Here is a 24,768-nt window from a genome sequence, read left to right as displayed (position 1 = left end):
AACAAAGCGTTTCCATCGCAAGAAGGAAACGCTTTGTTGGCTTTGGTTAGGAACCCCTTAATTGTCCCGGTTAGCCTTTGTACTAAACTTTTGACCAAGGCCGAGTTTGTGGCATTGACTGTATAGGTAATCAGCCTTCCCTAGCTCCTTGGTTTCCATTGTTGAGGAAAACGGGACGCTCCACCGTGCCAAGACGGCATGCCGGACAACGAGCGTCCGCCCCACTCAGCTACCATGAGATACCAGTTCCGTTCTCTGAACAGTTGGGCAACATACAAGCTCCTTCCCTGTCCTACTAGCGCAAGCCTTGCATCTTCAGAAACAAGCCACCCGGATTTTTGGTAGCCTTGATTTTATCAGTCTTCAGCTTGTAGATAAAGGCAAACAAGGCATCCACGTGCTTGGGCGACTGCAGAATCTCCTGCACCAGCTTGGGTTCGGCAATACCTAGGGTTTCGAGGTGCTTGCGGGCCAGTTGCATCTTGGCGTCGTCGGCCTCCAGCTCGAAGGGGATAGGCAGTTGCTGAGGTACCTGGGTGTTGACGTAGAACTTGATGCTTTGGAAGGAGCGACCCTTTTTCAGGAGCTCGTACTTGATGCGCAAGTCGGTGTGCTCGTTTATCTGCGTCGTGGCCACGTCGAGCACGTACTTCTGCAAGGAGGAAATCTGGGCGTACTGCTCGGGCTCTTTACCAGCTGGGTCCTTGAGCTTGAGCATGCCCTTGAACTCATCCAGGGAGTAGGTCTTAGTCTCCCCGATGTCCTTCCACTGCGAGGCCAGCTGGTAGATGCGCTTGGCGTACTTGCTGCTCAGGCTAAAGGCAGCCTGCAGGCGGTAAGACGTGAAGTTGCTCTTCAGGTCAATGAGGAAAGGCCGCATGCGCTCGGATATCTCCAGCTCAATGGTGCCCTCGCCCTTGCGGTACAGCGCCGAGGCCAGCAGACTCACCTGCAGCAGGGTTTTGCCGGTCTCGATGTGATAGACCCGGCTGTTGAGGTTCTCAGTGGATTCGAGCAGCTGCTTGTAGTTCCAGGTGCGCCCGGTCATCTCCATCAGCTCCTGGACCCGGATTTCGTAGATGGTGCCGGCCTTGTCCTGCTTGGTGAGCTTAGAGAGGAGCGAGAAGACGATGTCCATCTCGCAGGCACTCATCTCGTAGCGGGCCGTCGTCAGCGCGTTATGCTGCCGAATTTCTATCGGGACGGTGGATTCGGGCGCGGCCATACGCAGCTACTGGGGTGATACCAAGCAAACATACGGCTTAAATCGGAAACTAATAGAGCCAAATCCTGAATCTATGAGCAGCCGGAATGCCTGTGGTGGTGCTGACTTATAAAAGCTATTAGTTAGACTTATGAAACCTATTAGTTAGCTGGTCGCGAGTTTTCGGCGAGGCTTATAAAAGCTATTAGTTAGACTTATAAAAGCTATTAGTTCGCAGCCGGTCAGAAGGGAGCTTCAGGAGCGTTGTTTCACCAGTGACTTATAAAATCTATTAGTTCGCCAGCATAGGGTGTAATGATAGCCATGGATTCCACCTCTATTAGTTAGCTTATCAAAGCTATTAATTTGGCTTATGAAACCTATTACCCCGCTTATGAAACCTATTACCCCGCTTATGAAACCTATTAGTTGGCTTATGAAACCTATTACTAAAGCCGCTTAAGATACTGAGGTACAAAAAGTTGCGAGCCCTGCAAATACCTTAAATACTTAAAATACTCACAAGCTTGTTGAAGCTAGAGTACAAAAGCTTATAAAGTGGTGGTTTAGGGCGATACCCGAACGAAAACAACAAAAAAGGGAGTCTAAACAAGCACAAAATGGGATTGCACTTTTTAAAGAATTTTTTACCTTTTTCTACTATTTAGAACATTCCTGTATACCTCAAAGGTAACCTATAAACCATGCGGAAAGCTCAATCAGGGCTCATTAATAGATTTTATAAGTCTCGTAGGAAGCTCACAACAGCTTCTTCAGCGACTCTTGGCATGACCCCGTGGGCATCGCTAGGCAAGGTAGTAGCATCTATGGCACCCCCTGCACTTATAAAACCTATTCTTTAGCCGACCCATCGGATTACAGTTCGGCTTACCCAGTACGTGAACTAATAGGTTTTATAAGCCGCAATGCAGCATGGTACTTCTGGAACAGATTACTAAGCAGTCCCGCCTGTACTTACTACTGACCCAACAGCCTGCCAGTAAAGGGTAGAAATGGTATGCGTTTGCAGCCTCCTATGTTGGTTTTACTCACTCTTCTCCGTCAGATGGAAACTCCTAGGTTCAACTTCGGCTTACCCTTTCTATCCTTTCGCTCTGTGCAACCAAGTTTACTAACTGTGTTAAAAGAAGTCTCTGCGAGCTGCGTCAGCTGTTTGATGAGTTGTTTTTGGGGCAGAACAGCTGATTCTTGTGCTTCGTAAACCTAGACAAGCAAATCCGCACCGGACGGTCGAGCAGAGTCGGCAGCTTACAATAGTTATCCTTTCGCTGCTAACCCACTGAACTCGGAAAAGCAGTAGCAGTCTATTGGGACCGGGCCTGGGCCCAACCTAACCACCTGGCGTGCTCATACACAGTTTGCCCAGACGCCGTTTAACCCACATAGAACCACTTTTCATAAGCTAGAATTAAATGAAGGTGTTCACGGCATGAATACATCAAAACGATTAGTTGCTGCCTGCGCCGCAGTCTTGTACTTTAGCTGCCTGACCGCCATCCCAATCTTTCGCTCTCCATTGCCTTCTCCTTCCGCCCGGAGAAGGCGACGAGGCAAAGTAGCCTTCTACCCGTGACCTATTCTGATTTTGCTGCCCGCTGGCTGCGCAGCGGCGGCGCCGAGCGCGCGAATTACCAAGCCTTCCTGCACGAGCTTTGCGCCCTGCTTGGCGTCGAGCCACCACAGCCCTCCGGCGAGCTAGCTTCCCAGGATGCCTATGTGTACGAGCGGGCTGTCACGTTTCAGGATGGGGCCAAAAAAAGCACCGGCCGTCTCGACCTTTACAAGCGCGGCTGCTTCGTGCTCGAAACCAAGCAGGGCACCAACTCACCCGACGACCAGCAACGGGCCGATGCCGCCGACGCGGCCGCACTTGGCCAGGCACCCCAGGAGCGTCGCCGCCGGGGGCACGCCGTCCGCGGCACCCGCAAGTGGGACCTGATGATGACCGAGGCCCGCAACCAGGCCCTGCGCTATGTGCAGGCCCTGCCCGCACAGGAGCCGCGCCCGCCCTTCGTCATCGTGGCCGACGTGGGCCACTGCTTCGACCTTTACGCCAATTTCGCCGGTACCGCCGAAGGCTTCACGCAGTTCTTGGACCTGCTCACCGGCATTCCCGGCTACAAGCCCACGCTACCCGCCGGCGGCGGCACCGAGGCCTTCCGCATCCCGCTCACCGCCCTCGAAGACGAAGTAGTGCGCCAGCGCCTGGCTCTGCTCTTCACCGACCCGCAGCAGCTCGACCCCAGCCGCCGCGCGGCCCAGGTCACCCGTCAGCTCGCTGCTCACTTGGCCGAGTTGAGCAAGCAGCTCGAAGCCGCTGGCCATGCCTCCGAGGCCGTGGCCCAGTTCCTGATGCGCTGCCTGTTTACTATGTTTGCTGAGGACGTAGAACTGATTCCCCGCGCCAGCTTCACCGGCTTGCTGCAGCAGTATGCCAGCACTCCGGAATTGCGCCAGCTGCTGCCCGACGCCTTGCAAAGCCTCTGGCATACGATGGACACCGGTGGCTTCTCCGGCGACCTGCGGGCCCGCCTGCGCCGCTTTAACGGCCAACTCTTTCACGAGGCCACCACGCTGCCCCTCACCGAGCCCCAGATTCACCTGCTTCTGCGTGCCGCTGCCGCCGACTGGACTGAAGTGGAACCCGCCATCTTCGGCACCCTGCTCGAACGCGCCCTCGACCCCAAAGAGCGGCACAGCCTCGGGGCGCACTACACCCCGCGCCGCTACGTGGAGCGCCTGGTGCTGCCCACCGTGCTGGAGCCCCTGCGCCGCGAGTGGGCCGCCGCTCAGGCCGCCAGCGCCCGCCGCCTCGACGAAACTGCCGGCCCGGCTGGGGAGCGAGCCGCCCGCCAAGACTTGCTGCGCTTCCTCACCCGCCTCACCACGGTCAAGATTCTCGACCCAGCCTGCGGCTCCGGCAACTTTCTCTACGTCACGCTGGAACACCTCAAGCGGCTGGAAGGGGAGGTAATTACGGCCATCAACCGCTTCGGCCAGTCGGGCCTGCTCGATTTGGGTGGGGCCACCACCGTCTCCCCCCGCCAGCTGCTGGGCTTGGAGCTGAACCCGCGGGCCGCCGCCATTGCCGACGTGGTGCTGCGCATCGGCTACCTGCAGTGGCACCTGCGCACCCACGGCCTCACCCAGCTGGCCGAGCCCCTACTCGATAGCTACCAGAATATCCGCCAGCAGGATGCCGTACTGAGCTACGAACCCGACTTTACCCAGGCCGGGCCTGCCGCATGGCCCCAGGCTGATTTCATCATCGGCAACCCTCCGTTTGTCGGCGATAAAGCCATGCGCCGCGCGCTGGGCGACGCCTACGTGGATACGCTGCGCAAAGTGTACAAGGGCAAAGTGGACGAGTCCGCCGACTTGGTGATGTACTGGTGGGAGCGGGCCGCTGAGACAGTGCGGCAGGGTCAGGCCGAGTCCTTCGGCTTCATCACCACCAACTCCATTACCCAAACCTTTAACCGCCGCCTCATCCAGCGCCACCTCGATGCGGCTCCGCCGCTATCGCTGACGTTCGCCATTGCCGACCACCCGTGGGTGGATAGTGCCAACGGCGCGGCCGTGCGCATCGCCATGAGCGTAGGCCGGGCCGGCACCCAGGTGGGCAAGCTGGCCACCCTGGTGCGCGAGTCGGTCACCGACGAAGACGATGCCCACACCGTGGAGCTGGTGGAAAGCGAGGGCATTATCAACGCCGACTTTACGGTGGGGGCCGACGTGGCTGGGGTCAAAGCGCTGAAGGCGAATGAAGGCGTTTCCAGCAACGGCATGATGCTGGCCGGTGCGGGCTTTATCGTGACTGAGGCGCAGGCCCACACTTTGGGCCTGGGCACGGTGGCTGGCCTTGCAACCCGCATCCGGCCCTACCGCAACGGCAAAGACCTGACCGCCCGGCCGCGTGGCGTGTACCTTATTGACTTGTTTGGCCTGAACGAAGCCGATGTCATCCGCGACTATCCGGCCGTGTACCAGCACGTCTATACCCACGTTAAGCCCGACCGCGACCAAAACAACCGCAAAAAGCTCAAGGAAATCTGGTGGCAGTTCGGCGAAACCCGCAAAGGCTTACGTGCGGCCACACAAGGTCTGACTCGCTACATTGCCACACCAGAAACGGCCAAACACCGCATATTTCAATTTCTGGATGTCGATATAGCCCCAGACCACAAGCTTGTCAATATTGCTTTTGATGATGCGTACAATTTAGGGGTCTTGTCAAGCCGAATTCACGTTGAATGGGCAATGGCTAGTGGTAGCTGGCTTGGTGTCGGCAACGACTCCGTATACACGAGCTCCCGCTGCTTTCAACCGTTTCCCTTCCCCAAAGCCACAGTAGAACAGCAAGAGCGCATCCGGGCACTGGCCGAGGCGCTGGATGCGCACCGCAAGCGCCAGCAGGCCTTGCATCCCACGCTGGCCCTCACCGACCTCTACAACGTGGTCGAGAAGCTGCGCGCCGGCCAGCCCCTTACGGCCAAGGAAGAAACCGTACACCAGCACGGCCTGGCCGCCGTGGTGCTCAGTCTCCACCAGCAGCTCGATACCGCCGTGGCCGAAGCCTACGGCTGGCCTACTGACTTGTCTGCTCCCGAACTGCTCCAGCGACTGGTGCACCTCAACCACCAGCGCGCCCGCGAGGAGCAAGGGGGTCACGTCCGTTACCTCCGCCCCGCTTATCAGGCCCCCGAAACCGTGCAGGCCGGCCTTATCCTGCCTGCGCCCACTGCGGCGGCCAAAGGCAACAAAGCCACCAAGTTATCGGACGCCGCAGCGCTACCTGTGAACGGGGTAGGAGAGGCCTCCAACGCCTGGCCCCAGGACCTCGCCCAGCAGATGCAAGCCCTTCGCACGGCTATCCAGCTAGCCGAAATGCCCCTCACAGCCGCCCAGGTGGCCAAGCGCTTTCGCGGAGCAGGCCCAGCTCGCGTCCAGCCGCTACTCGATACCCTGGTCACTCTTGGCCTGGTTCGTCACCTTATCGAAGAAGACGCCTACGCTGCCTGATGCCGGGCCCTTCCTAACGCCCACGTAGCTGATGTGGTTTATCCGTGCGTATCCCTACAATTGCAAAACATCAACTAATAAGTTGAACTTTGCGTAATACTTCGTAGTTTTGAATATACCCAGCGCAGTTCCCCCGCTTCGTGAGGTCGCCGAATACCTCCGCGAGTTCAAGGACAAGCTCAAGTTCTTCGGTTTCATAATCGTCGACCGTGACAAAAACAGCTCAAAAACCTTACTCAAGCTCGGTATCAACGGCGACAATGTTCGCAGCTGCCTGCTTGAGTTGGAATCCACCGATTATTTCCAGGGTCCCACGCCTAATCAGCAGGCTGGAAACCCGCCCGTTTGGGTGTTCGGCCGCGAGCTTCGCGGCTACGAAATCTACATCAAAGTACATTTAGGACGCCCCAGCCGCTCGGTTATCTGTATTTCCTTTCATCTGGCCGAGCATTCCATCATTTATCCTCTGAAGCGCAAGCCTCACCCTTTGCCCCCAACCGATGATTCAGCCTAGAATCGAAAGCCCCCTCTCCGACGGCTACGCCATCCTGCGCTGGGAATCCGATGCCCAGGTTTTTCGCAAGGAGAGCTACGACTATACGTACCACTTTTACGAGTGCGAGGATACCGGCGAGCGTTTTGTTACTCCCGAGTTGGCTAATCTCAACACCGCCCAGGTCTACAACCAGTACCGGGAGAAGCATGCCATCCTATTTCCTGAGCAAATCCGCGCTATGCGCGAGCGGTACGACCTGACCGCCGCCCGTATGTCTTTATTCCTGGGTTTGGGCGCTAATCAGTACCGCCACTACGAAGACGGCGAAGTACCCAGTGCCTCCACGGCCAACCTGTTGCGCCTGGCCAGCAACCCGAGCACGTTCCGGGGAATGGTGGAAGAAAAGCGCGGCGAGTTACGCCCCAACGAATACCTGAAGCTGGTGAACCGCCTGCTGGAGCTAATCGACCAGGAAGGAGTATCGCACCGGGTTGGTGGCTTCATGATTCGTAGCACGCCACCCATCACCGTCGAAGAACCCGACCAGTACACCGGCTACGTTACGCCCGACGCGGAGAAGTTCGCCGAGTTGGTGCTGTTCTTCTTCAACTACCTCGACAACCTCTTCAAAGTGCGGCTGCTCAAGCTGCTCTTCTATTCCGACTTCTACCACTACCGCCTCACCGCCCGGGCCATCACCGGCCAGCGTTACCGCGCCGTGCAGCACGGCCCCGTTCCGCAGGAATACGGGCAGCGTTTGCAGGAAATGGTGCAGCGGGGTCAACTTACCGCGGGCTTCCACCCCAGCTTGGTGCAGTCCGACAACGGCGCGCCGGTACTGGCTTATAAAGCAGCTCGTAAACCCAACATGGATGTGTTCAGCGAGTCTGAACGTCACGTGCTGGCCGTCGTGCTGCAACGTCTGGGACGCAAGTCCCGCCGCGAAATTGAGGACCTCAGCCATGAAGAGAAAGCCTGGCAGGATAATGAGGCCCAGAAAAACATCATCAGCTACCAAACCTACGCCTACGACCTAAACGCCTTGCGTTTAGCGTAGGCGTTTTTTCATTACACGCTTAAACAATTCCTTGCTGACCAAACCCCTTATAAAACAATCCGGCTGCCACAGGTCAGTGGCAGCCGGCATGGTAGAAATGCAGTAAAAGAAGGTTGGCGCCCGAACTACTGGTGCCGGGATTGGTTCCCCGGCCGCGCACCCCTACCGTGAGATTATACGAGGCCACGAAGGTAACAGATGTTTGTTGCCCTGCAATAGTGCGCCCTTGTGTCTGGCCCGGTGCATCGCCCACCACTGAGTTTACCTGTGTGGGCCCCATTCTTGAAGCCCTTATCCATGGCCAAGAACTTGCATGTCGTGCCCCGCTCCACTGGCTGGGCCGTCAAAACCGCTGGCGCATCCCGCGCTGCCACCATTGTTTCCACCCAAGTCCAGGCCATTCAGGTGGCCCGGCAAATGGCCACTAGCCGCGGCAGCGAAATGCTGATTCACGGCCGCAATGGTCAAATCCGGGAAAAGAACAGCTACGGCAGCGACCCGGAATCCAGCAAAGGCTAACCCCATTTTTTGCACTGCCCGGCGTTACTAGGGTGTTGTTAAACAAATAGGGTAAAACCTCCGACTCGGCCCTACGCCGGTTTGCTTGGCGGCTGCCAGGTAGCAATCAGGTCCATGTCAAACGGGGCTTCGGCCAGCAGGGGGTGGTCGGAGAAGTCGTACTCGCCGTGCAGGTTCAGGTGGCGGTAGGAGAGCACGGCGAAGGGCGAGAGCGTGGCCAGCGTAGCCGCTTGCTGCTCGGGCGGCAGCCGGGCCAGGTGCTGGGAGAGGTGCAGGTAATTCCAGCAGATGATGGCGTTCATCAACAAGCGCTTGCAGGTCTCGGCCACCAGCTGCTCGGAGCGGGTGGCGGCGTGAAACTCCTGGTTGCGGCCGTGCCAGACGGCGTGGGCCAGCCGGTGGGCGCTCTCGCCCTTGTTGAGCTGCTTCTGGATGCGCTGGCGCAGTTCCACCTGGTCAACGTAGCGCAGCAGGAACTCGGTTTTAACCAGCCGGCCCAGCTCTTTCAGGGCCCGGTAGAGCGGGTGCTGGCGGGCGTAGGAGTTGAGGCGGCCGAACAGGCGGGAGGCCTCGCTGTGGCGCAGCTTCAGGGTGACGACCAGGCGCAGGACCTCGTCCCAGTGCCGGGCGATGCGCTCGGGGTCGAGGCGCGCGTCGGGCAGCAGGGTCTGCCCCAGTTGCCGGTGCGTGGCCACCGGCTCCCAGCTGTAGAGCTGCTGGTTGGTGAGCTGGCGGATGCGCGGCTCGTAGGCGATGCCCAGCATGCGAGTCACGGCGAAGATGACTTCGGTGTAGCCGTGCGTGTCGGTGCTGTGCACGTCGGTGGGCCGCACGGCGTGGCGCAGCAGCCCCTCCAGCAGGTGCGTGGCCTCGCGGTCGGCGGCGCTGAACACGGTCGAGTCGAAGACGAGCAGCGTTTCGTCCACGTAGGAGTAGGCCGTCAGGCCGCGGCGGTTGCCGAAGTACTTGAACGAGGCGCTGCCGGCGAGCGAGTCCACAGCCAGGTCGTACTTCTGCCCGTCGCTGCTGCTGTGCAGCACGTCGGGGGAGCGCCGAAAGGCCTCGCGCAGGCGCAGCTGGCGGGTAAAGGCCAGAATCAATTCGTTGGCCTGGCGCAGGTTGTCGAGCGAGAAATGGGTGCTGGCCAGGCGCTGCAGGGCCGCCTCGTCCACTTGGGGCGCGACTTGTGCCAGGCGGCGCAGGCCCAGGTTGCAGCCCAGCCCCACCAGGGCGGCCAGCAGCTGCGACAAGGGCGGAGGCGTGCGGGCGTGTTTGCTGGGCAGCGAGCCGAAGGCCGTGTCAAACTGCGTCAGGCGGGCTACGCTGGTGAGCACCTCGCGCAGGGGCACCACCCGGTGGCGGGGAAATAGATGAGCCGGCAGGCGCGGCTGCTCGGCCGGCAGCCGGGGCGTGGTCAGGCGGTAACGCCCGGCCGGGGTGCGGTGCGCGTGCGGGTTGTCAGCTCCGCTCAGGTGGGCGTTCGTGGCGGCAAACTGGGCCTGCAGCTGCGCCTGTAGGGTCGTTTGGACCGTGGCAAAGTCGCGCCAGGCACTCAGGCCCGCCTGCTCCAGCAAGGCCTCGTGCTGCTTGGCCCACTGCGCGGCCGGCAGCAGGTAGTGCTCAAACGCCCGGTACTGGTAACAGCACGTAAAGTTGAGTTGGCCGGACTTGATGGCCGTGGCCATCTCCAAAAAAAGGAGGGCTTTATAAAGGGAGGTGCGTAACCGACCTTGCGCATCGAGGACGTAGGCCCGTTGCGTGAGCGAGAGAAAGTCCAGCGGCACCTGCGCGCCCAGGTGCCCGTCGTGCTGCTGGTAGTAGTGCACGGCCCGCCACAGGTCGGCGCGGGTGGTCGCTTCGTCGACGACCAGCGCTTTGACCAGGGCCCCGAGCTTGGTTTGCAGGCGCAGCGACGCCCCGGCCAACGCCTCGTGAAACAGCGCCTCGCCCGCCTGCTGCTCGGTGGCTTGGCGTAATTGCTCCAGCTGCTGGTGGTCTTCGCTCAGCTGCGCGGCCGTGACCTGGTGGCGCTGCAGCAGCGCGTCGATACGGGCCAGCTTCTGTTCGGCCGGCACGTCGGGGGCATCGACCAGGGCACGAATCTGGGTCAGCGCCTGCAGGTGTCGGTAACCCCGGCCCGTGACCTGGCTGGTCAGCTGCTGCGTGGCGGCGCGCTGCTGATAAAGCGTCTCCTTCACCTGCTCGCGGCATTGATTCGCGGCGCTGGTCGTGGTGTGCAGCAGCGTGTCGACCAGGGCGTCGCCCAGTTCGTAGTACTGGTGCACCACGAAGCTGAGCAGGTAGAGGTAGCGCCGCTCGTCGCGGCGGTAGAGTTGCGCGGCCTGGGCCCGCAGCACGTACTCGGCGTAGTAGGTGATGGCTTGGTCCGAGAGGCGCAGGCGCTGCCAGAGCGGCTGCAGCTGCTCGAAGAGCCGCCGCAGGGACGCGAAGTGCGTCACCCGTTCGCGGATTTCCCCGGGGCGCAGGCCCTGGCGAATGCGCTTGAGAAAGGTGAGCGGGTAGCGCCGGTCCGCCTCCGCTTCGCGGGCGTCGGGGTCGTCGGCGGCCAGCAGCCGGTCCAGCAAGCGCTGCTCGCCGGGCTGCAGGTGCTGCTGCAAGCGGTGGAGCAGCCGTTTCTCGAACGCGAGCAGGGCCCGCGTGATGAGGTCGGCCAGCGTGTTGTAGGTGGGCAGCTCCAGCCGGTGCTCGTGCAGAAACAGCACCAGGTAATCGAAGACCGACGCCGGCTTCAGGTGCTGGCTGCTTAGGCGGACCGCCTCCTGGTACAGCCGGTCCGCCGCGGCCGCCTCGAACCGCGCAATACCCAGTTGCTCGCACAAGAGCTGCTGGTGGGCATAATAGCGGGCATCGGCGTAGCGAAGCGGGTCAAAGTCGGCGGGCCCCAGGCCCAGCTGCTGGGCCACGTACGCCACATCGGCCGCGTGGTAGCGGGTGGCCACGTAGAAGCGCTGGCTAATCTGGAAGTAGCCCAGCTGCAAGACAAACCCGACGCGGTTGCCCGGCGCCAGCATCCGGGCCAAGTGAACATCCGCCCAATCCGGGACGGCAAAGACCCGGGCCTGCTCGGCCGCTGGTACCAGCGGGGGCTGCTCGTAGAGCTCACGTTCCTTGCCCAGGTGAATCCGCAGGTGCGTGGCCATAAGCTACCCAAAAGGCGATGGTGTAAACGACCGTTATTTCTACCCACCAATGATAGCGTTAACGTCCATGTAAAGGCATCGAAAACCGGTACCTTTACGAAGCGCATTTACCTTATCGCTAACCTGCCCGTTTTGCCCATGCTATTTGGCTACGTCCGCGTCTCCACGAGCGCCCAATCGGCCGAGAGCCAGAAGAGCCTCATCGCCCGCTATCTGGTCGAGCACCGCTGGACCCTCGACGAGTGGATTGAAGTAGAAATGTCTTCCCGCCGCACCGCCGGGCAGCGCCGCCTGCCCGAGCTGCTGGCCAAGGTTGGCCTTGGTTAAAAGTTTGGTACAAAGGTTAAACGGGCGGGGCCGCAGGAGACTCCCAGTCGAAGGCAAAAAGGGCCTCCAAATCGAAGGGGAGTGAATCTTTTAGGGCGTCGTCCGAGAAATCGAACTCGCCGTTCAGATTGATGTGCTGCCAGCTCGCCCGTGAGCTGGCAGTACATCAATCTGCCACGGACTAGCGCTCGGCCGCCGGGGCATGAAGCAGCTACTGGTTGGGACAAAGGCAATTCCAACAGACGATTACGTTCTGCACCAGCCGTTTGCAAGGGCCTGCTTGCGTGGGTGGTCGCATGCCCGCCGTCGCCCGCTCATGGATACTCTCGCGGCCATACCCAGCCAGCGCGGCGAAGAGGCCCAAGACCGCCCGCCCGGCCGGGGTGGCCGTATCGATGCCTAGGTCCAGAGCGACGAAGCGGACCTGCCGGGCGTGCAGAGCGGCCACCACCTACATGATGTGGGTGCTGTTGCGGCCCAGCCGGTTCAGGCGGGCTAAAGTCACCGTGTCCCCGGCACGCAACGTGGCCAGCCGCTCGGTGAGCACCGGGCGCTGTGAGCGTGCCGCTGATTTTTTCCCAAATCAGGCGGTCTACGCCCGCGACCTTTAGTTGTCCATATCAAAATGTCACATCTGCGTACTTTGCCGCCATGTCCGATTTCCGTCTGCGCGTATTTGCCGCTGTGGCCCGGCACCTGAGCCTGACCAAGGCCGGCCAGGAGCTGTTTGTGAGCCAGCCGGCCGTTACCAAGCACATCCGGGAGCTGGAAGCACAGTACGGCCAGCGCCTGCTGGAGCGGCGCGGCAACCGCGTGACCCTCACCGAGGCCGGCCGCCTGCTGCACGCCCACGCCGATGCCGCCGCCGCCGCTCAGCAGCAGCTGGAGGACCAGCTGCTGGCCCTGCGCGACCCCGACGAGGCCGCCGGCCGCCTGCGCCTGGGGGCCAGCACCACGCTGGCCCAGTACGTGCTGCCGGGCCTGCTGCCCGCCTTCCAGGCCCGCTACCCGCAGGTGCAGCTCTCGTTTCTGAACGCCAACTCCGAGCGCATTGCCGAGGCCCTGCTGCGCGGCGAGCTGGACCTAGGCTTCGTGGAGGGCCGCACCAAGAGCCACGACCTGCACTACGAGCTGCTGCTGCCCGACGAGCTGGTGGCCGTGCGCCGCGCCACACCCGGCGGCCCGCCCGCCGCCCCGCTGCCCCTGGCCGAGGCGCTGGCCCACCCGCTGGTGCTGCGCGAGCGGGGCTCGGGCACGCTGGAAATCCTCGAATTTGCCCTGCGGGCGCAGCACATCAAGCTCAGCGCCCTGCCCGTGGCCATTTACCTGGACAATACGGAGGCCATCAAGCGCTACCTCGAAGCCGCGCCCACCGCCCTGGGCTTCGTGTCGCGCCGGGCCCTGGACCGCGAGCTGGCGGCCGGGCTGCTCGAAATCGTGCCCATTGCCGGGCTGCACTTGGCCCGGCAGTTCGAGGCGGTATCGGTGCAGGGACAGGTGCTGGCCCGGCCGGCGCAGCGCTTCCTGAGCTTCGTGCAGGGGCAGCTGAAGGGGGGCAAATAAAAAATGGTGATGCTGGATAACTATTCGGTATCCGCTGAAAGCACCACTTTATGAGCAGCTTACGTACCATTGCAGCGTAGTGCGGACCGGGTGGTTCGCCCATCTTCACCCGACTTACTTATACTCATGGAAAACACTCCGCAGCCCGCCCCAACCGATGCGCAACCCGCCGCCGAACCGGCCGCCCACGATGGCACCCCGCACTACGGCGACTTCGGCCACCCCGCCGACCCCACCGCGCCCCGCCACTACCAGGCCCCGACCAACGACGGCTCGAACGACAACCCCGACGAGTTCAGCGAATTTCGCGGCAAAAATGCCTCAGCCACCGAGCAATACTGCCTACCCGGTGCTATTGCTGACCCAAATTTGCAGCGCGGGCACGTCGAGCAAAACCAGCACCCCGAAGCCATTGCCGCAGCCGAGGGGGGCAGCGACGCCGAAGAGCGCGCCGCCTACGCCCTCGACGACCCGCGCTACGCTGGCGGCGACGTATTCGATTTGAAGGACGAGCAAACCGGCTTCTAAGCCCTCAGGCCAGTAGTTCATCCGTCCAGCGGCCGGCTCGTACACCACGAGCCGGCCGCTGGCGTTTCCAGCCCTCGCGGCGGCCGGCTTGGCCACGCAAAACGGACGCGCCACCCTGGCTCGGCCCGGGCAATCAATAACCTTTGGTTATGCAGGATAATACTATTGGATAATCCAATCGGTGGGCAACGCCGTATATTTGCCTCAGAAACAAACCCCTCCCGCTCATGGCCCTCCCAGTTCAGCCCACGCCGCTTCAAGCTTCCACCCCGCTGCCCGCCCCTGCCCCGGCCGGGGAAACCGCCGCCCCCGAATTCAACGAAACCACCGGCTTCTTCCGCCACCTGCACACGCCCCGGGTGGTGTTCGGGCAGGACTTCACCTTGAAGCAGGTGGTGTTCGTGCTGTTCTTCGTGTTCTGCCTCACGCCCTGGGCCTCGCCGCCCATTGCCCTGGCGCTGGGCCTGCTGCTGGCCCAAACCATCGGCAACCCCTTCACCACGCAAACCAAGCAGGCCACGGCCAAGCTGCTCCAGTTCTCGGTTATCGGGCTGGGCTTTGGCATGAATGCCCACGCGGCGGTGCAGGCCGGCAAGGAGGGCATCATTTTCACGGTGGTGTCCATCTTCGGCACGCTGCTGCTGGGCCTGGTGGTGGGCCGGTGGCTGGGGCTGGGCAAGCACGTGGTGCATTTGATTTCGTGCGGCACCGCTATTTGCGGCGGCTCGGCCATCGCGGCCATCGGACCGGTGCTGCGGGCCAAGGACGAGGAAATGTCGGTGGCGCTGGGCACGGTGTTCGTGCTCAATGCCGTGGCCCTATTCGCCTTCCCGCCCATCGGCCACGCCCTGGCCATGACGCAGAACCAGTTCGGCCTGTGGTGCGCCATTGCCATCCACGACACCTCTTCGGTGGTGGGGGCGGCGGCGGCCTACGGCAACCAGGCCCTGGAAGTGGCCACCACCGTGAAGCTGGCCCGCGCCCTCTGGATTATCCCAATTTCCATCGGCACGGCCATGCTATTCAAGCAGAAGGGCGTGAAGGTGAAAATTCCCTACTTCATCTTTGGTTTCATCGCCGCCATGCTGGTCAACACCTTTATTCCCGCCGCCAAGCCCCTGGGCCCGGTGATGGTGAACCTGGCCAAAATCGGCCTCACGGTGACGCTGTTCTTTATCGGCGCGGGCCTCTCGGCCAAGGTGGTGCGCTCGGTGGGAATAAAGCCCTACGTGCTGGGCATTCTGCTCTGGGTAGTGATTTCGACCGGCTCGCTCTACGTGATTCTGCACACGGTCTAGCCGCCTGAACGGGGCAGAGCGGCCGAATGGTAGCGCTTGCTTTGCCCGATTTAACTAATTGACTGTCTGCATTCCGCAAAACAAGTTGTTTTGCGCGCTGGCTGGCCATTGCCGCCTGTTTCACCTCTCTCCTTGGCCTCATGGAAACCACTCCCGACCCCTCGCCTCGGCTGCAGCCGGAAGACAAGCAGGCCTTCATCAAAATCGCTGGCCTGCTGACCTGGGTGATTGCCCTGATGGTGCTGGTAGTAGCCGTGACGGCCTACATCGTCGTCTTCAACCCCAAAACGCCCGACCTGCTGGCCGATGCCCCGGCCACGACGGCCGCCGCTGCGAGTGGGCCTGCGGCGGGCTTGCCTGACGTTGCCGGGGGGGCTGTGGGGAGCAAAACCAACTTCTTCCAGCCCGCCCGCTTCGTGCTCGACAGCGTGAAGCCCGACCCGGAGGGCCAGCTCATCCGCTACGGCCACGAGCTGATTGCCCACACCGCCCACTACCTCGGCCCGCAAGTGGCCAACCCGGCCCTGCGGCTGGCCGGCAGCAACCTGGCCTGCCAGAACTGCCACCTGCAGGCCGGCCAGAAGGCGTTTTCGGCCCCCTACGTGGGCATCTGGGGCATTTACCCCACCTACAAAGGGCGCGAGGATGCCATCAGCACCCTGGAGGACCGCATCAATGGGTGCATGACGCGCAGCCTCAACGGCCGGCCCCTGCCGGTGGACGGCAAGGAGATGAAGGCCATCATCACCTACATGAAATGGCTGGGCCGCCAGGTGCCAGTGGGGGAGAAGGTGAAGGGCCAGGGTTTTGTTAAGTTCACCATGCCCAACCGCGAGGCGAATCTCGGGCAGGGCAAAATCGTCTTCGCCCAGCAGTGCACCAGCTGCCACGGAGCCAATGGCCAGGGCCGCCTCAACGGCACGCTGGCCGCCGATGGCTACCAGTACCCGCCGCTGTGGGGGCCCGACAGCTACAACGACGGGGCCGGCATGCACCGCCTGCAAACGGCGGCCCGCTTTATCAAGGCCAACATGCCTTTCGGCGCCACGGCCGAGCACAGCATCCTCACCGATGACGCCGCCTACGACGTGGCGGCCTACATCAACTCGCTGCCCCGCCCGCGCATGGCCCACCTGGAAAAGGACTACCCCAACCTGAAAAAGAAGCCCGCCGACTGCCCTTACCCGCCTTACGCCGACCGGTTTACGCAGCACCAGCACCAGTTTGGTCCCTACGCGGCGATGGAAGCGGGCAAAAAGGGCGGCGAGTAGCCCCGCACCGATTTCCAGTTTCACCCCTTTCGTTTTCACCGCGCTGCTTCGGTGGTGCCCTTTCCCCAGTTGCCATGAAACACCTGCTGCTGACCGCCGCGCTGCTCGCCGGCCTCACCCTCTCGGCCCGCGCCCAGACGCCCGCCACCCGCAACGCCACCGCCATGCATGACCGCGAAGCTTTTCAAAAAGGTGCCTTCCAAGGGGCCACGGCCGACCAGGCCCAGTACCATGTCATCTACCAGCTCGACAGCGACGACCCCAAGCTCATCCAGCAGACGCTGCGTAACATCGGCAACGCGCTGGAGGACAGCCGGCTTAAAGGCAAGCTCACCGTGGAGCTGATTGCCTTCGGCGGGGGCACCACGCTCTACCGCAAGGACCAGCCCTACGAGGCCCAGCTCACGGCCCTCAAGCAGAAAGGCGTGATTCTGGCCCAGTGCCTGAACACGCTGAAGGAAAGGAAAATGAGCAAGGACGAGCTGCTGCCGCTGATTTCCTACGTGCCCAGCGGCAACGGCGAGCTTATTATCCGGCAGGCCCAGGGCTGGTCGCTGGTGCATCCGTAGCGCCGGGCTCTCCGCTGCTTTTGTGCTTTTCTCCGCTTTCCTTACCCAACCCCATGAAACCCCTTCCGCACCTGCTGCTGGCGCTGGCACTGGCCGCCCCGGCCGCCCTTTTCGCCCAGACCATGCCTATCCAAAAGCCCACGCCGCCCGAGCCGGCCCACCGCTTTGACCCGCCCTGGAACGCGCCGTTTCAGGCTGGAGTGCCCTTCACGGTGCCGGGCATCGACAACGCGCCCGACCTCTACGGCGACGTGGTGGACCCGCAGTTGGTGGTGTTTTTCGGGGGCAACCAGTTCATGGTGCTCGATGATTTGCTGAAGGAGTTCCGCAAGGCCCACCCCGAGTACGTGCGCATTTTCGTGGAAACGCTGCCGCCCGGCATCCTGGCTAAGCAGATTACGCAGGGCAGCCTGGTAGTAGGCAACCTGCGCATCGAGCTGAAGCCCGACGTGTACGCGGCCGGCAAAAACCGCATGGATATGACGCCGGAGTGGTTTGCCCGCACCACCAGCTACGCCCAGAACCGGCTGGCCATCCTCGTGCGCCAGGGCAACCCCAAGAAGGTGACCAGCCTGCGCGATTTGGGCCGGCCCGAGGTGCGCGTGAGCATGCCTAACCCCGAATGGGAAGGCATCGGCAAGCGCATCGAGGAATCGTACGAGAAGGCCGGGGGCGCGGCCTTGAAAACGGCCGTGATGACGACCAAAGTGAAAGCCGGCAGCACTTACCTGACCCAGATTCACCACCGCCAGTCGCCCCTGCGGGTGCTCTACGACCAGTCCGACGCGGCCCCGGTGTGGTACACGGAGGCCTTTTATCAGAAAATGCTGGGCCACCCGGTGGAAAGCGTGGCCATCCCGGCCAAGGAAAACATCATGGCCAACTACGTGGCCGGGGTGATGAAAGCCGCGCCCCACGCCAAGGCCGCCGAAGACTTTGTGGCCTTCCTTAACAGCCCAGACGGGCAGGCCGTGTACCAGAAATACGGCTTTTTGCCGCCCGTTAAGTAACGCGCTAATACCCATGAAAACATCCCCGCTTACCCGGCTCCGCCGCTTCGCTCTATTGCTCATGTCTCCTGCTCTGCTCGCGGCCGCGCCGGCCGCCGCCCAAACCCTGCACGTGTACGGCCCCGGCGGCCCGGCCACGGCCATGAAGGAATGCGCCGCCGCCTTCACCAAACAAACCGGCCTGGACGTGGCCGTCACGGCCGGCCCCGAGCCCAAGTGGCTGGCCCAGGCGCAGCAGGACGCCGACCTGGTGTACGGCGGGGCCGAGTACATGCTCACCCAAACGGCGCTGGCCCACCCCGGCTTTATCGACGAAGCCAGCCGCACCAGCCTCTACGCCCGGGAGTCGGCGGTGCTGGTGCGCCCCGGCAACCCGCTGCACATCAAGCGGCTCGAAGACCTGGCCCGGCCCGGCGTGCGCCTGCTCGACGTGAACGGGGCCGGCCAGATGGGCATGACCGAGGACATGGCCCGCAGCAGCGCCCTCATCAGCAACCTGCAGCACAACACCAAAACGTCGGTCAAAACCAGCGCCGAGGCCGTGGACCTCTGGCAGCAAAAGCCCCAGGACTACGACGCCTGGATAACCTATGCCTCCTGGCAGCCGCGCCTGCCCGGCTCGGCCCTCGTGCGCCTGCCCCGCGACCAGCGCGTGAGTCGGGGCACGCCCATTGCCCTCACCCAGCGCACCACGCAGGCCGCCGCGGCCCGGCAGTTCGTGGCCTTTCTGCAGTCGGCCGACGGGCACGCCATTTTCCGCCGCAACGGCTGGGAATAGGCCGGGCGTTGGCGGCCGGAAAGCAAACACGAAGAACGTCCTGCTTCGGCTGCGCTCAGCAGGACGGGCAAATGGCTCTTGGTTTTCACTATTCCACCTTGCTTTCCCGCATTCGCATGGCTATTCCTTCGCTTCCGATGCCGGTGCCTAGCACCCCGTTGCCCGCCGCCCCCCCGGCCGACCACGAAACGCCGCACTGGCTGTTTCGCTACGTATTCAGCCAGGACCCCAAGACCATTGCCAAACAGTACCTGCTTACGGGCATGGCCTGGGCTCTGGTGGCGGGCACGCTTTCCACGCTGTTTCGCTTGCAGCTGGGCTAACAAAGCAAGTTTGAAAATACGGGCCGCCGTACCTGCGGCAACCGCTTCTCCATCATCCAAACCCCATGACCCGTCTCGCTCAACTCCCCGGCCTGCTCGCCCTGACCGGCCTGCTGCTCACCGCCATCAACCCACCGGGTCACGGCCAGGAAGGCGGCAAAATGCTCAAAAAAGAAGGCAAAACCGACGACAAGTTGCTGCGCGAAAACCGCCGCATGATGCGCGACGGCCGCGTGAACCACGGCCAAAGCCTGAGCAAAGAGCCCAAGCTCGTTCGGGAGGAAGACCGGCTGGACCATCGCCAGGCCCCCGCCCCGCGCAAAACCCGGCGGGCGGGCGGTTCGCCGCGCTAGCCGATGGCCCAGTCTTCGTCCCACGCACCGCCCCTGGCCTACACTGAAGTAGCGGGCCAGAGCCTGCGCCGCATCGAGTCACTCAGCGACGGCGTGTTTTCCATCGCCATGACCCTGCTCGTGCTCAACCTGCGGGTGCCGGCCGCCGCCCTCGTGCGCACCGAGGCCGACGTGGGACCGGCCCTGCGGGCGCTGCTGCCCAGCATCGGGGGCTACGTGCTGGGGTTTCTCTCGCTGGGCATTTTCTGGGTGTGCCAGAGCACGCAGTTCACCTACCTGGCGCGCAGCGACCGCCGGCTGGCCTGGTGGCACATTGCCTTTCTGCTGGTGGTGGGGCTGCTGCCCTTTTCCACGGCGTTTCTCACCACCCATTTTCCCCTGCGCGGGGCCGTGCTGGTGTACTGGGCCAACCTGCTGCTGCTGGGCGGGGCGTTGCTGGGCAGCTACCGCTACGCCCAGCGCCACGGACTGCTGCGGCCCGAGCACGCGGCCGTGGGCCGGGCCCTGGTGCGCCGCCTGGGCCTGATGCAGGTGCAGTACGCGGCAGCGGCGGGCCTGTGCTTGCTCAGCGTGCCGGCCGGGGCGGGGCTGCTGCTGCTGGTGCAGCTTAACTACGCGTTGGGCCTGGTGGCCGACCGCTGGCTGGGCGACTGAAGAACCCATCGGGGCCAAATGGTGCCGCGTGGGTGGCCGTATACTCCCCCATTGCCTGTCCTATTTCCTTTCTGCTCCCTCCCATGAAAAAACACCCCCGCCTGTACCTGGGCCTGCTGGCCGGCGTGGTCGCCATCACCGCCAATACTCTGGGGCTGAAAGCGGCCCCGCTGATGGCCGTCAACGCCGAAAGCGGTGGCCTGCTCAAGCTTGTACTGCTGCATACCACGCCGGTGTTGCCGGCCGGGGGGCTGCCCGAGGGCTTCAAGCTGCTGTTTCATTACCTCACGGGGCTGGGCATGGTGGGGCTGTACGTGCTGGTGTTCGAACCCCGGCTGCCGGACAATGGCTGGGTAAAAGGCGGCCTGTTTTCGCTGCTGCCCTGGGTCCTCAACGGCTTCGTGGTGCTGCCGCTGCTGGGGCAGGGCTTGGCGGGCGGGCACGTGCTGACGGCCGGCGGCATGGCGTACTTTTTTGTTGCCAACGCGGTGTTCGGGCTGGTGCTGGGCGGGCTGTATGCGTACCTGCGCCAGCAGCAGGAGGCGGCAGGGGTCTAGCAGCGCTGGTTTCCGTAAGCGTTTGCTAGTTAAATTTCCGCTCTTCTCGGCGCGCATTTCCGTCCTGCCCCACTATTTAAGTCTGGTCATGAAAATCACCAAGTACATCCATTCCTGCCTGCTGTTTGAGCTGGATGGCCAACAAATTCTCTTCGACCCCGGCAAGTTTTCCTTCAACGAAGGCCTGGTGCAACCGGAGGTTTTTAAGGACGTCTCGGTCGTCCTCATTACCCACGACCACCCCGACCACCTTGATGTGGTGGCGCTAAAGAAAATCGTGGCCCTGCACCAGGCCGTCATCATTTCCAATCGTGAAGTGGCGGCCGAATTGAAAAAGCACGGCCTGGCCGTGCAAATCCACGAGGAAGGCCCCCTGGAGTTGGGCGCGTTTCAGCTGCACGCCCTGCCGGTGCAGCACGAGGCCATTCTCGACAGCCCCTTGCCACAGATGACAGCCTGGCTGGTGAATGGCAAGGTGCTGAACCCGGCCGACTCTTTTGCCCATAATCTGCTCCCCTTCGCGGGCGTGGAGCTGCTCATTCTGCCCATCACCGCGCCTTTTCTCACGGAGCTCGTGGTGGCCGATTTCGCCCTGAAAATGCGACCGCAGCAGATTCTGCCAGTGCACGACGGCTACATCAAGCCCTTCTTCGTGCAGCAGCGCTACGAGAACTACGGGCCGTACTTTGAGAAGCACGGCATCACGTTTCACCGGCTGGCCGAACCGGGCGCGGCCATTACCCTCACGTAGCCCACCCCCATGCCGCTTACCCCCACCAACCCCCTCACCCTGTCGGACCGGCTGGCCCTGCAACGGACCCGGCTGGCCAATGAGCGGACCTTGCTCACCTACGTGCGCACCAGCCTGGCACTGGTGGGCTTCGGGTTGGCGCTCCTTCAATTTCACCCCGAGCGGGGCGGCCGGTTGGGGTACTCCGCGCTGGCCGTGGCGGGATTGGTGCTGGCGGTAGGGCTGCTGCGCTTTCGGGCGCACCGCCGGGAGCTGGCGACCTGCCAGCTCCCGGCTGGCGGCGGTAGTTGAGCAACAAACACCCCCGGTGCTACCCGAGGCAAAAGCGTTTGCACCCATAAAAAAGGCCCCTGATGCGTCATGCACCAGGGGCCTTTTTGGTCAGCAGCCGGCTTACGGCTGCGTGAGCGTGACCGCGCCGGCCGGGTTCTTGTCGCCGAGCACCACCACGGCAAAGCGCCCCGCCAGCCGCAGCCGAATCTGGTAGTAGGCGTTGACTTCGACCGCGCCCTCGGCATCGGTTTTGAAGGCGATAACCGGCTCCGGGGCCACCAGCGCGGTTTTATTGTCCGATAAGTATAAGGTGTAGTTCGTGTTCGGGGCCAGCCGCTTGAGAGCCAGAATCAACTCGTCCACGTCTTCTACCGGCCGGATAACGGCCACGCCGCCTACCCCGGGTACCGGCTGCGTACCGACGGGTACCAGGCGCAGGTTAACGGGCGCGACTGGCACAAAGGCTTCCAGGTTGCCGGTGCCGGGACTGCCACCGCCGGCCTTCACCACGTAAATGATGGCGTTCGGGTCTTGGCCACTGGGAGTTTCGCTCAGCTTGGTATTGGTTTTGGTATCGATGCTCACCAGCGCGTCACCGTATTCCAGGCCTACGTACACCTTGCTGCCGTCGCCATTGGGCCACACGCCGTGCGGATTGGGGCCCACCGGAATGGTGGCCACCAACTGGCGTTGGCGGGTGTATACCTTCACCGCGTTTTCGCCGCCCACGGTTACGTAGGCGAAGTCGCCGGCCGCCGCGCCGCTGAAGCGGGTGCCACCGCCGGGGCCGGCCAGGTTCACGTGGTTGGTGCCAGGGCCGGTGTCAATCACGCCCTCCACGGCGTAGGTCTGGGCATTCACCACCGTCACCTTGCCCACGTCCTTGTGCGTAAGCCATACCTGCTGGCCGTCGGCCGTTACGGCCAGGTTAGGGGAAAACTTGCTCACCACCGGTACGCGCGCTATTACTTCGCGGGTTTTCACATCCACCACATCCAGCTCGGCCGTGAAGGAGTGGTCCACGAAGGCCACCTTGCCGTCAGGCCGGAACACCACCATGCCGGGGCCCGGCGCAGTCTTGATGTTTTTCACGGCCTGCATTTTCTCCACGTCAATCACCGTTACGTAGTCGGCCCCGCGTACCGTCACCCAAAACTGCTTGCCGTCGGGCGTGAAAAAGCCCTCGTGGGGATTACGGTCCACATACACGGTGTTCTTAATGGCGTTGGTGGCCAGGTCGATGAACACCACCGCGTTGGTAAGGGTAGCAATGACGCCCAGCGTCTTGCCGTCGGGCGAGACGCCCATGCCGTGCACGTTGGTTTCCCGGTCGTAGAGCGGGCTCAGGAACTGGGGCCGCCCTTTACCCAGGCGAATCACGCCCAGCAGCCGGTTGGTGTTCGGGTCATGCACCGACACCGTGTTCGACGACTGGTCGGACGTGTACACCCGGTCGCTGGCGCTGGGCGCTTGAGGGCCGGGGTCGGCCGGCACTACCATGTCGGGCTGGGCGTCCTCATCGTTATTTTTCGAGCAAGCCCCGAGCAGCAGGGTGGCCGCAAGGACCAAAGTGGAGAAGTTAGTAATGCGCATGGAAGAATAAAATGGAGTGGAAGGGACGCTAAAAAACGAAGGCTGGCTCGTCGTGAAACGAGCCAGCCTTCGGACCGTTGCGGGGCTACGGCCTAAAATTCAGTGCCTTAGCGCGGGGCCGGGGTCAGCAGCTGGCCGTTGGCCACGGGGCTGATTTGCACGACTTGCGTGGTGCTGCCGGTTTTGCCCGCCGCGTCGGTTACGGCGGCTTTGATGGTGACGCTGGTTTTGCCGCCCAGCTGCAGGGTGCCTCCCACGCTCCAGCCGAAGGTGGTGCGCACGAAGCCGCTCGGGTCCAGCTCGCTGCCGGCCGTGTTGAAGACCGGGGCTAGGTTGCCGCCGGCCGGAATCACGTTGCCGTTGGGCTGGAGCAGGGGCACGTCGAAGGTGACTTTCAGGCCCGGCACGTAGCGGTTCACGCCGGCGTTGGATTGCGTCTTGTCTTCAATCGTGCCGCGGTCAGCGGCGGGCTTGCCAAAGGCACCGTCCCCGTTTTCGGCCACGTTGATGCCGTTGCGCGACTTATCGAGCGCCGACACCTGGATGAAAAACAGCGCGCCGCTGGTGGGCGGGGCCGGCAGCACGCCCGCCGTCTGGATGCCGGGGCTGACGCTGCTGGGCGTGCGCGGGGCAATCATGGTCACCGTGGGGCCGTCGGGGTTGTCCACCGTGCCGTAGGTGATGAGTTTGGGGGCGGGCGTCAGGGCCTCACCGCTGAAGGCCCCGTTGGGTCCGGGGCCTACTTTCAGCAAGCGGGTGGCGGTGACCTTGCGGCCAGCGCGGTCCGTTACCGAAGTAGTCAGCGTGCAGCTGGTAGTACCGGCCGCCACCGACTCCAGCACGTGCCAGCTCACCCAGGTAGTCACGCCGGGGCCGGGCGTGTCGTCGGTGCCGGCGATGTTGAAGAGCGAGGCCAGGTTGGTACCCTTCGGGATGGTGCCGCCGTCGGGCTTAATCAGGTCCACGTCGAGGCTGGCCGCGAAGCCGGGCAGGTTCACGTTGGGCTGGCCTAGGGCGGCAGTGTTGCGGATGTTGAGGCTTTCCTTGGTGGGGATGGTGACCGTGTCCTTGGTCACGATTTCCAGGTTGATGGCGAAGCCCGTGCCGTTGTAGTCGGCCGTGGTGGCGTTGCCCTGCCGCCCGCCGAGCATGATGGTCGCGCCCTCCACCGGCGAGACGATGTTGAGCACCGGTGGCGCGCTGGTGTCGCCGATGGCTTCGTTGTCCTTCTTGCAGCCGCCGAGCAGCAGCGCACACGCCGCCACCGGCAGCAGAAACCGCTTGAGCGACTGCGCCCGCGAGCTGATGCCAGTGTGTTGATTGAAAATGGATTGCATGTTGTAGGGTTGTGGTTACAAGTGAATTCAGTTTAGATTAGCTCGGCATTGCAGCAGGAATGGTTGTCCCGGCGGCCATGAATGGCCTTTGGGTGGGCGTCCA

At 62.6% G+C, this 24,768-nt stretch carries 22 protein-coding genes and 1 pseudogene; 18 read left to right on the top strand and 5 right to left on the bottom strand.

Translation table 11 applies throughout. The features are described from left to right. Nucleotides 1–295: 295 nt before the first annotated feature. Nucleotides 296–1,225, bottom strand: coding sequence for a replication initiation protein (locus tag ACYVGU_RS20285; protein ID WP_187317300.1), 930 nt, complete (start codon nt 1,223–1,225; stop codon nt 296–298). Nucleotides 1,226–2,794: 1,569 nt separating this feature from the next. Between ACYVGU_RS20285 and ACYVGU_RS20280 the strand changes: the two genes are divergently transcribed. The 4 genes from ACYVGU_RS20280 to ACYVGU_RS20265 all read left to right on the top strand — a co-directional run bounded on the left by ACYVGU_RS20280 (nt 2,795) and on the right by ACYVGU_RS20265 (nt 8,319). Beyond that, on the top strand, nt 2,795–6,247 hold the full coding sequence (locus ACYVGU_RS20280; RefSeq protein ID WP_187317295.1) for a class I SAM-dependent DNA methyltransferase: 3,453 nt from the start codon (nt 2,795–2,797) through the stop codon (nt 6,245–6,247). Between the two features lie 109 nt (nt 6,248–6,356). Next, on the top strand, nt 6,357–6,761 hold the full coding sequence (locus tag ACYVGU_RS20275; RefSeq protein ID WP_187317294.1) for a type II toxin-antitoxin system MqsR family toxin: 405 nt from the start codon (nt 6,357–6,359) through the stop codon (nt 6,759–6,761). Then, nucleotides 6,748–7,800 (top strand): type II TA system antitoxin MqsA family protein, encoded by a 1,053-nt coding sequence (locus ACYVGU_RS20270; protein WP_187317293.1) that lies wholly within the window; start codon nt 6,748–6,750, stop codon nt 7,798–7,800. The genes ACYVGU_RS20275 and ACYVGU_RS20270 overlap by 14 nt, the downstream gene beginning before the upstream one ends. A 297-nt stretch (nt 7,801–8,097) precedes the next feature. Continuing rightward, on the top strand, nt 8,098–8,319 hold the full coding sequence (locus ACYVGU_RS20265; protein ID WP_187317292.1) for a DUF2188 domain-containing protein: 222 nt from the start codon (nt 8,098–8,100) through the stop codon (nt 8,317–8,319). A gap of 71 nt (nt 8,320–8,390) precedes the next feature. Here ACYVGU_RS20265 and ACYVGU_RS20260 read toward each other — a convergent pair whose 3' ends face one another. Further along, complete coding sequence (locus ACYVGU_RS20260; protein WP_460623587.1) at nt 8,391–11,480, bottom strand: Tn3 family transposase; 3,090 nt, start codon at nt 11,478–11,480, stop codon at nt 8,391–8,393. Between the two features lie 138 nt (nt 11,481–11,618). Here ACYVGU_RS20260 and ACYVGU_RS20255 point away from each other — a divergent pair, with 138 nt between their 5' ends. Then, complete coding sequence (locus ACYVGU_RS20255) at nt 11,619–11,807, top strand: recombinase family protein (protein ID WP_206986350.1); 189 nt, start codon at nt 11,619–11,621, stop codon at nt 11,805–11,807. A 211-nt stretch (nt 11,808–12,018) separates the two neighbouring features. On the opposite strand, the pseudogene ACYVGU_RS20250 reads toward ACYVGU_RS20255, so the two are convergent. Beyond that, nucleotides 12,019–12,354, bottom strand: a pseudogene (locus ACYVGU_RS20250) (recombinase family protein). A gap of 104 nt (nt 12,355–12,458) precedes the next feature. On the opposite strand from ACYVGU_RS20250, the gene ACYVGU_RS20245 reads away from it, so the two are divergent. From ACYVGU_RS20245 to ACYVGU_RS20185, 13 genes are all read left to right on the top strand, one after another. Next, the gene (locus ACYVGU_RS20245; protein WP_022821614.1) at nt 12,459–13,370 is read left to right on the top strand and encodes a LysR substrate-binding domain-containing protein; all 912 of its coding nucleotides are present in this window, start codon (nt 12,459–12,461) and stop codon (nt 13,368–13,370) included. 126 nt (nt 13,371–13,496) lie between these two features. After that, nucleotides 13,497–13,898: a hypothetical protein gene (locus ACYVGU_RS20240; RefSeq protein ID WP_019949224.1), complete on the top strand. Its 402-nt coding sequence runs from the start codon at nt 13,497–13,499 to the stop codon at nt 13,896–13,898. 227 nt (nt 13,899–14,125) lie between these two features. Then, nucleotides 14,126–15,196, top strand: a complete 1,071-nt coding sequence (locus ACYVGU_RS20235) for a YeiH family protein (RefSeq protein WP_019949223.1) — start codon at nt 14,126–14,128, stop codon at nt 15,194–15,196. 140 nt (nt 15,197–15,336) lie between these two features. Continuing rightward, nucleotides 15,337–16,467, top strand: coding sequence for a c-type cytochrome (locus tag ACYVGU_RS20230; RefSeq protein WP_019949222.1), 1,131 nt, complete (start codon nt 15,337–15,339; stop codon nt 16,465–16,467). 74 nt (nt 16,468–16,541) lie between these two features. After that, on the top strand, nt 16,542–17,036 hold the full coding sequence (locus ACYVGU_RS20225; protein WP_019949221.1) for a DsrE family protein: 495 nt from the start codon (nt 16,542–16,544) through the stop codon (nt 17,034–17,036). Nucleotides 17,037–17,089: 53 nt separating this feature from the next. Then, complete coding sequence (locus ACYVGU_RS20220) at nt 17,090–18,046, top strand: molybdate ABC transporter substrate-binding protein (protein ID WP_019949220.1); 957 nt, start codon at nt 17,090–17,092, stop codon at nt 18,044–18,046. Nucleotides 18,047–18,107: 61 nt separating this feature from the next. After that, complete coding sequence (locus ACYVGU_RS20215; protein WP_019949219.1) at nt 18,108–18,824, top strand: substrate-binding domain-containing protein; 717 nt, start codon at nt 18,108–18,110, stop codon at nt 18,822–18,824. 116 nt (nt 18,825–18,940) lie between these two features. After that, nucleotides 18,941–19,147 (top strand): hypothetical protein, encoded by a 207-nt coding sequence (locus ACYVGU_RS20210; RefSeq protein WP_073112413.1) that lies wholly within the window; start codon nt 18,941–18,943, stop codon nt 19,145–19,147. 65 nt (nt 19,148–19,212) lie between these two features. Beyond that, the gene (locus ACYVGU_RS20205; RefSeq protein WP_019949217.1) at nt 19,213–19,500 is read left to right on the top strand and encodes a hypothetical protein; all 288 of its coding nucleotides are present in this window, start codon (nt 19,213–19,215) and stop codon (nt 19,498–19,500) included. Nucleotides 19,501–19,503: 3 nt separating this feature from the next. Next, the gene (locus ACYVGU_RS20200; protein ID WP_019949216.1) at nt 19,504–20,154 is read left to right on the top strand and encodes a TMEM175 family protein; all 651 of its coding nucleotides are present in this window, start codon (nt 19,504–19,506) and stop codon (nt 20,152–20,154) included. A gap of 83 nt (nt 20,155–20,237) precedes the next feature. After that, nucleotides 20,238–20,711 carry a hypothetical protein gene (locus ACYVGU_RS20195; protein ID WP_022821619.1) on the top strand — a complete coding sequence of 158 codons (474 nt, stop codon included), beginning with the start codon at nt 20,238–20,240 and terminating at the stop codon, nt 20,709–20,711. Nucleotides 20,712–20,799: 88 nt separating this feature from the next. Further along, nucleotides 20,800–21,462 (top strand): MBL fold metallo-hydrolase, encoded by a 663-nt coding sequence (locus tag ACYVGU_RS20190; protein ID WP_022821620.1) that lies wholly within the window; start codon nt 20,800–20,802, stop codon nt 21,460–21,462. 9 nt (nt 21,463–21,471) lie between these two features. After that, the gene (locus tag ACYVGU_RS20185) at nt 21,472–21,753 is read left to right on the top strand and encodes a YidH family protein (RefSeq protein WP_022821621.1); all 282 of its coding nucleotides are present in this window, start codon (nt 21,472–21,474) and stop codon (nt 21,751–21,753) included. Between the two features lie 102 nt (nt 21,754–21,855). On the opposite strand, the gene ACYVGU_RS20180 is transcribed toward ACYVGU_RS20185, so the two are convergent. Continuing rightward, entirely contained in the window at nt 21,856–23,328 is a 1,473-nt protein-coding gene (locus tag ACYVGU_RS20180) for a YVTN family beta-propeller repeat protein (RefSeq protein ID WP_022821622.1), read from the bottom strand. Nucleotides 23,329–23,435: 107 nt separating this feature from the next. After that, nucleotides 23,436–24,665: a hypothetical protein gene (locus ACYVGU_RS20175; RefSeq protein ID WP_022821623.1), complete on the bottom strand. Its 1,230-nt coding sequence runs from the start codon at nt 24,663–24,665 to the stop codon at nt 23,436–23,438. Between the last annotated feature and the right edge of the window lie 103 nt (nt 24,666–24,768).

It is taken from the genome of Hymenobacter tenuis, assembly GCF_054780495.1.
This window is presented reverse-complemented; position numbering and strand designations above follow the sequence as displayed.

Excerpts from the sequence above, each read along its gene's own strand:
- ACYVGU_RS20210 (WP_073112413.1), top strand. The coding sequence starts at position 18,941 with ATGGCTATTCCTTCGCTTCCGATGCCGGTGCCTAGCACCCCGTTGCCC.
- ACYVGU_RS20240 (WP_019949224.1), top strand. The coding sequence starts at position 13,497 with ATGGAAAACACTCCGCAGCCCGCCCCAACCGATGCGCAACCCGCCGCC.
- ACYVGU_RS20235 (WP_019949223.1), top strand. The coding sequence starts at position 14,126 with ATGGCCCTCCCAGTTCAGCCCACGCCGCTTCAAGCTTCCACCCCGCTG.
- ACYVGU_RS20220 (WP_019949220.1), top strand. The coding sequence starts at position 17,090 with ATGAAACCCCTTCCGCACCTGCTGCTGGCGCTGGCACTGGCCGCCCCG.
- ACYVGU_RS20270 (WP_187317293.1), top strand. The coding sequence starts at position 6,748 with ATGATTCAGCCTAGAATCGAAAGCCCCCTCTCCGACGGCTACGCCATC.
- ACYVGU_RS20285 (WP_187317300.1), bottom strand. The coding sequence starts at position 1,225 with ATGGCCGCGCCCGAATCCACCGTCCCGATAGAAATTCGGCAGCATAAC.
- ACYVGU_RS20230 (WP_019949222.1), top strand. The coding sequence starts at position 15,337 with ATGGAAACCACTCCCGACCCCTCGCCTCGGCTGCAGCCGGAAGACAAG.
- ACYVGU_RS20175 (WP_022821623.1), bottom strand. The coding sequence starts at position 24,665 with ATGCAATCCATTTTCAATCAACACACTGGCATCAGCTCGCGGGCGCAG.
- ACYVGU_RS20245 (WP_022821614.1), top strand. The coding sequence starts at position 12,459 with ATGTCCGATTTCCGTCTGCGCGTATTTGCCGCTGTGGCCCGGCACCTG.
- ACYVGU_RS20195 (WP_022821619.1), top strand. The coding sequence starts at position 20,238 with ATGAAAAAACACCCCCGCCTGTACCTGGGCCTGCTGGCCGGCGTGGTC.
- ACYVGU_RS20185 (WP_022821621.1), top strand. The coding sequence starts at position 21,472 with ATGCCGCTTACCCCCACCAACCCCCTCACCCTGTCGGACCGGCTGGCC.
- ACYVGU_RS20260 (WP_460623587.1), bottom strand. The coding sequence starts at position 11,480 with ATGGCCACGCACCTGCGGATTCACCTGGGCAAGGAACGTGAGCTCTAC.
- ACYVGU_RS20215 (WP_019949219.1), top strand. The coding sequence starts at position 18,108 with ATGTCTCCTGCTCTGCTCGCGGCCGCGCCGGCCGCCGCCCAAACCCTG.
- ACYVGU_RS20180 (WP_022821622.1), bottom strand. The coding sequence starts at position 23,328 with ATGCGCATTACTAACTTCTCCACTTTGGTCCTTGCGGCCACCCTGCTG.
- ACYVGU_RS20255 (WP_206986350.1), top strand. The coding sequence starts at position 11,619 with ATGCTATTTGGCTACGTCCGCGTCTCCACGAGCGCCCAATCGGCCGAG.
- ACYVGU_RS20200 (WP_019949216.1), top strand. The coding sequence starts at position 19,504 with ATGGCCCAGTCTTCGTCCCACGCACCGCCCCTGGCCTACACTGAAGTA.
- ACYVGU_RS20190 (WP_022821620.1), top strand. The coding sequence starts at position 20,800 with ATGAAAATCACCAAGTACATCCATTCCTGCCTGCTGTTTGAGCTGGAT.
- ACYVGU_RS20265 (WP_187317292.1), top strand. The coding sequence starts at position 8,098 with ATGGCCAAGAACTTGCATGTCGTGCCCCGCTCCACTGGCTGGGCCGTC.
- ACYVGU_RS20205 (WP_019949217.1), top strand. The coding sequence starts at position 19,213 with ATGACCCGTCTCGCTCAACTCCCCGGCCTGCTCGCCCTGACCGGCCTG.
- ACYVGU_RS20225 (WP_019949221.1), top strand. The coding sequence starts at position 16,542 with ATGAAACACCTGCTGCTGACCGCCGCGCTGCTCGCCGGCCTCACCCTC.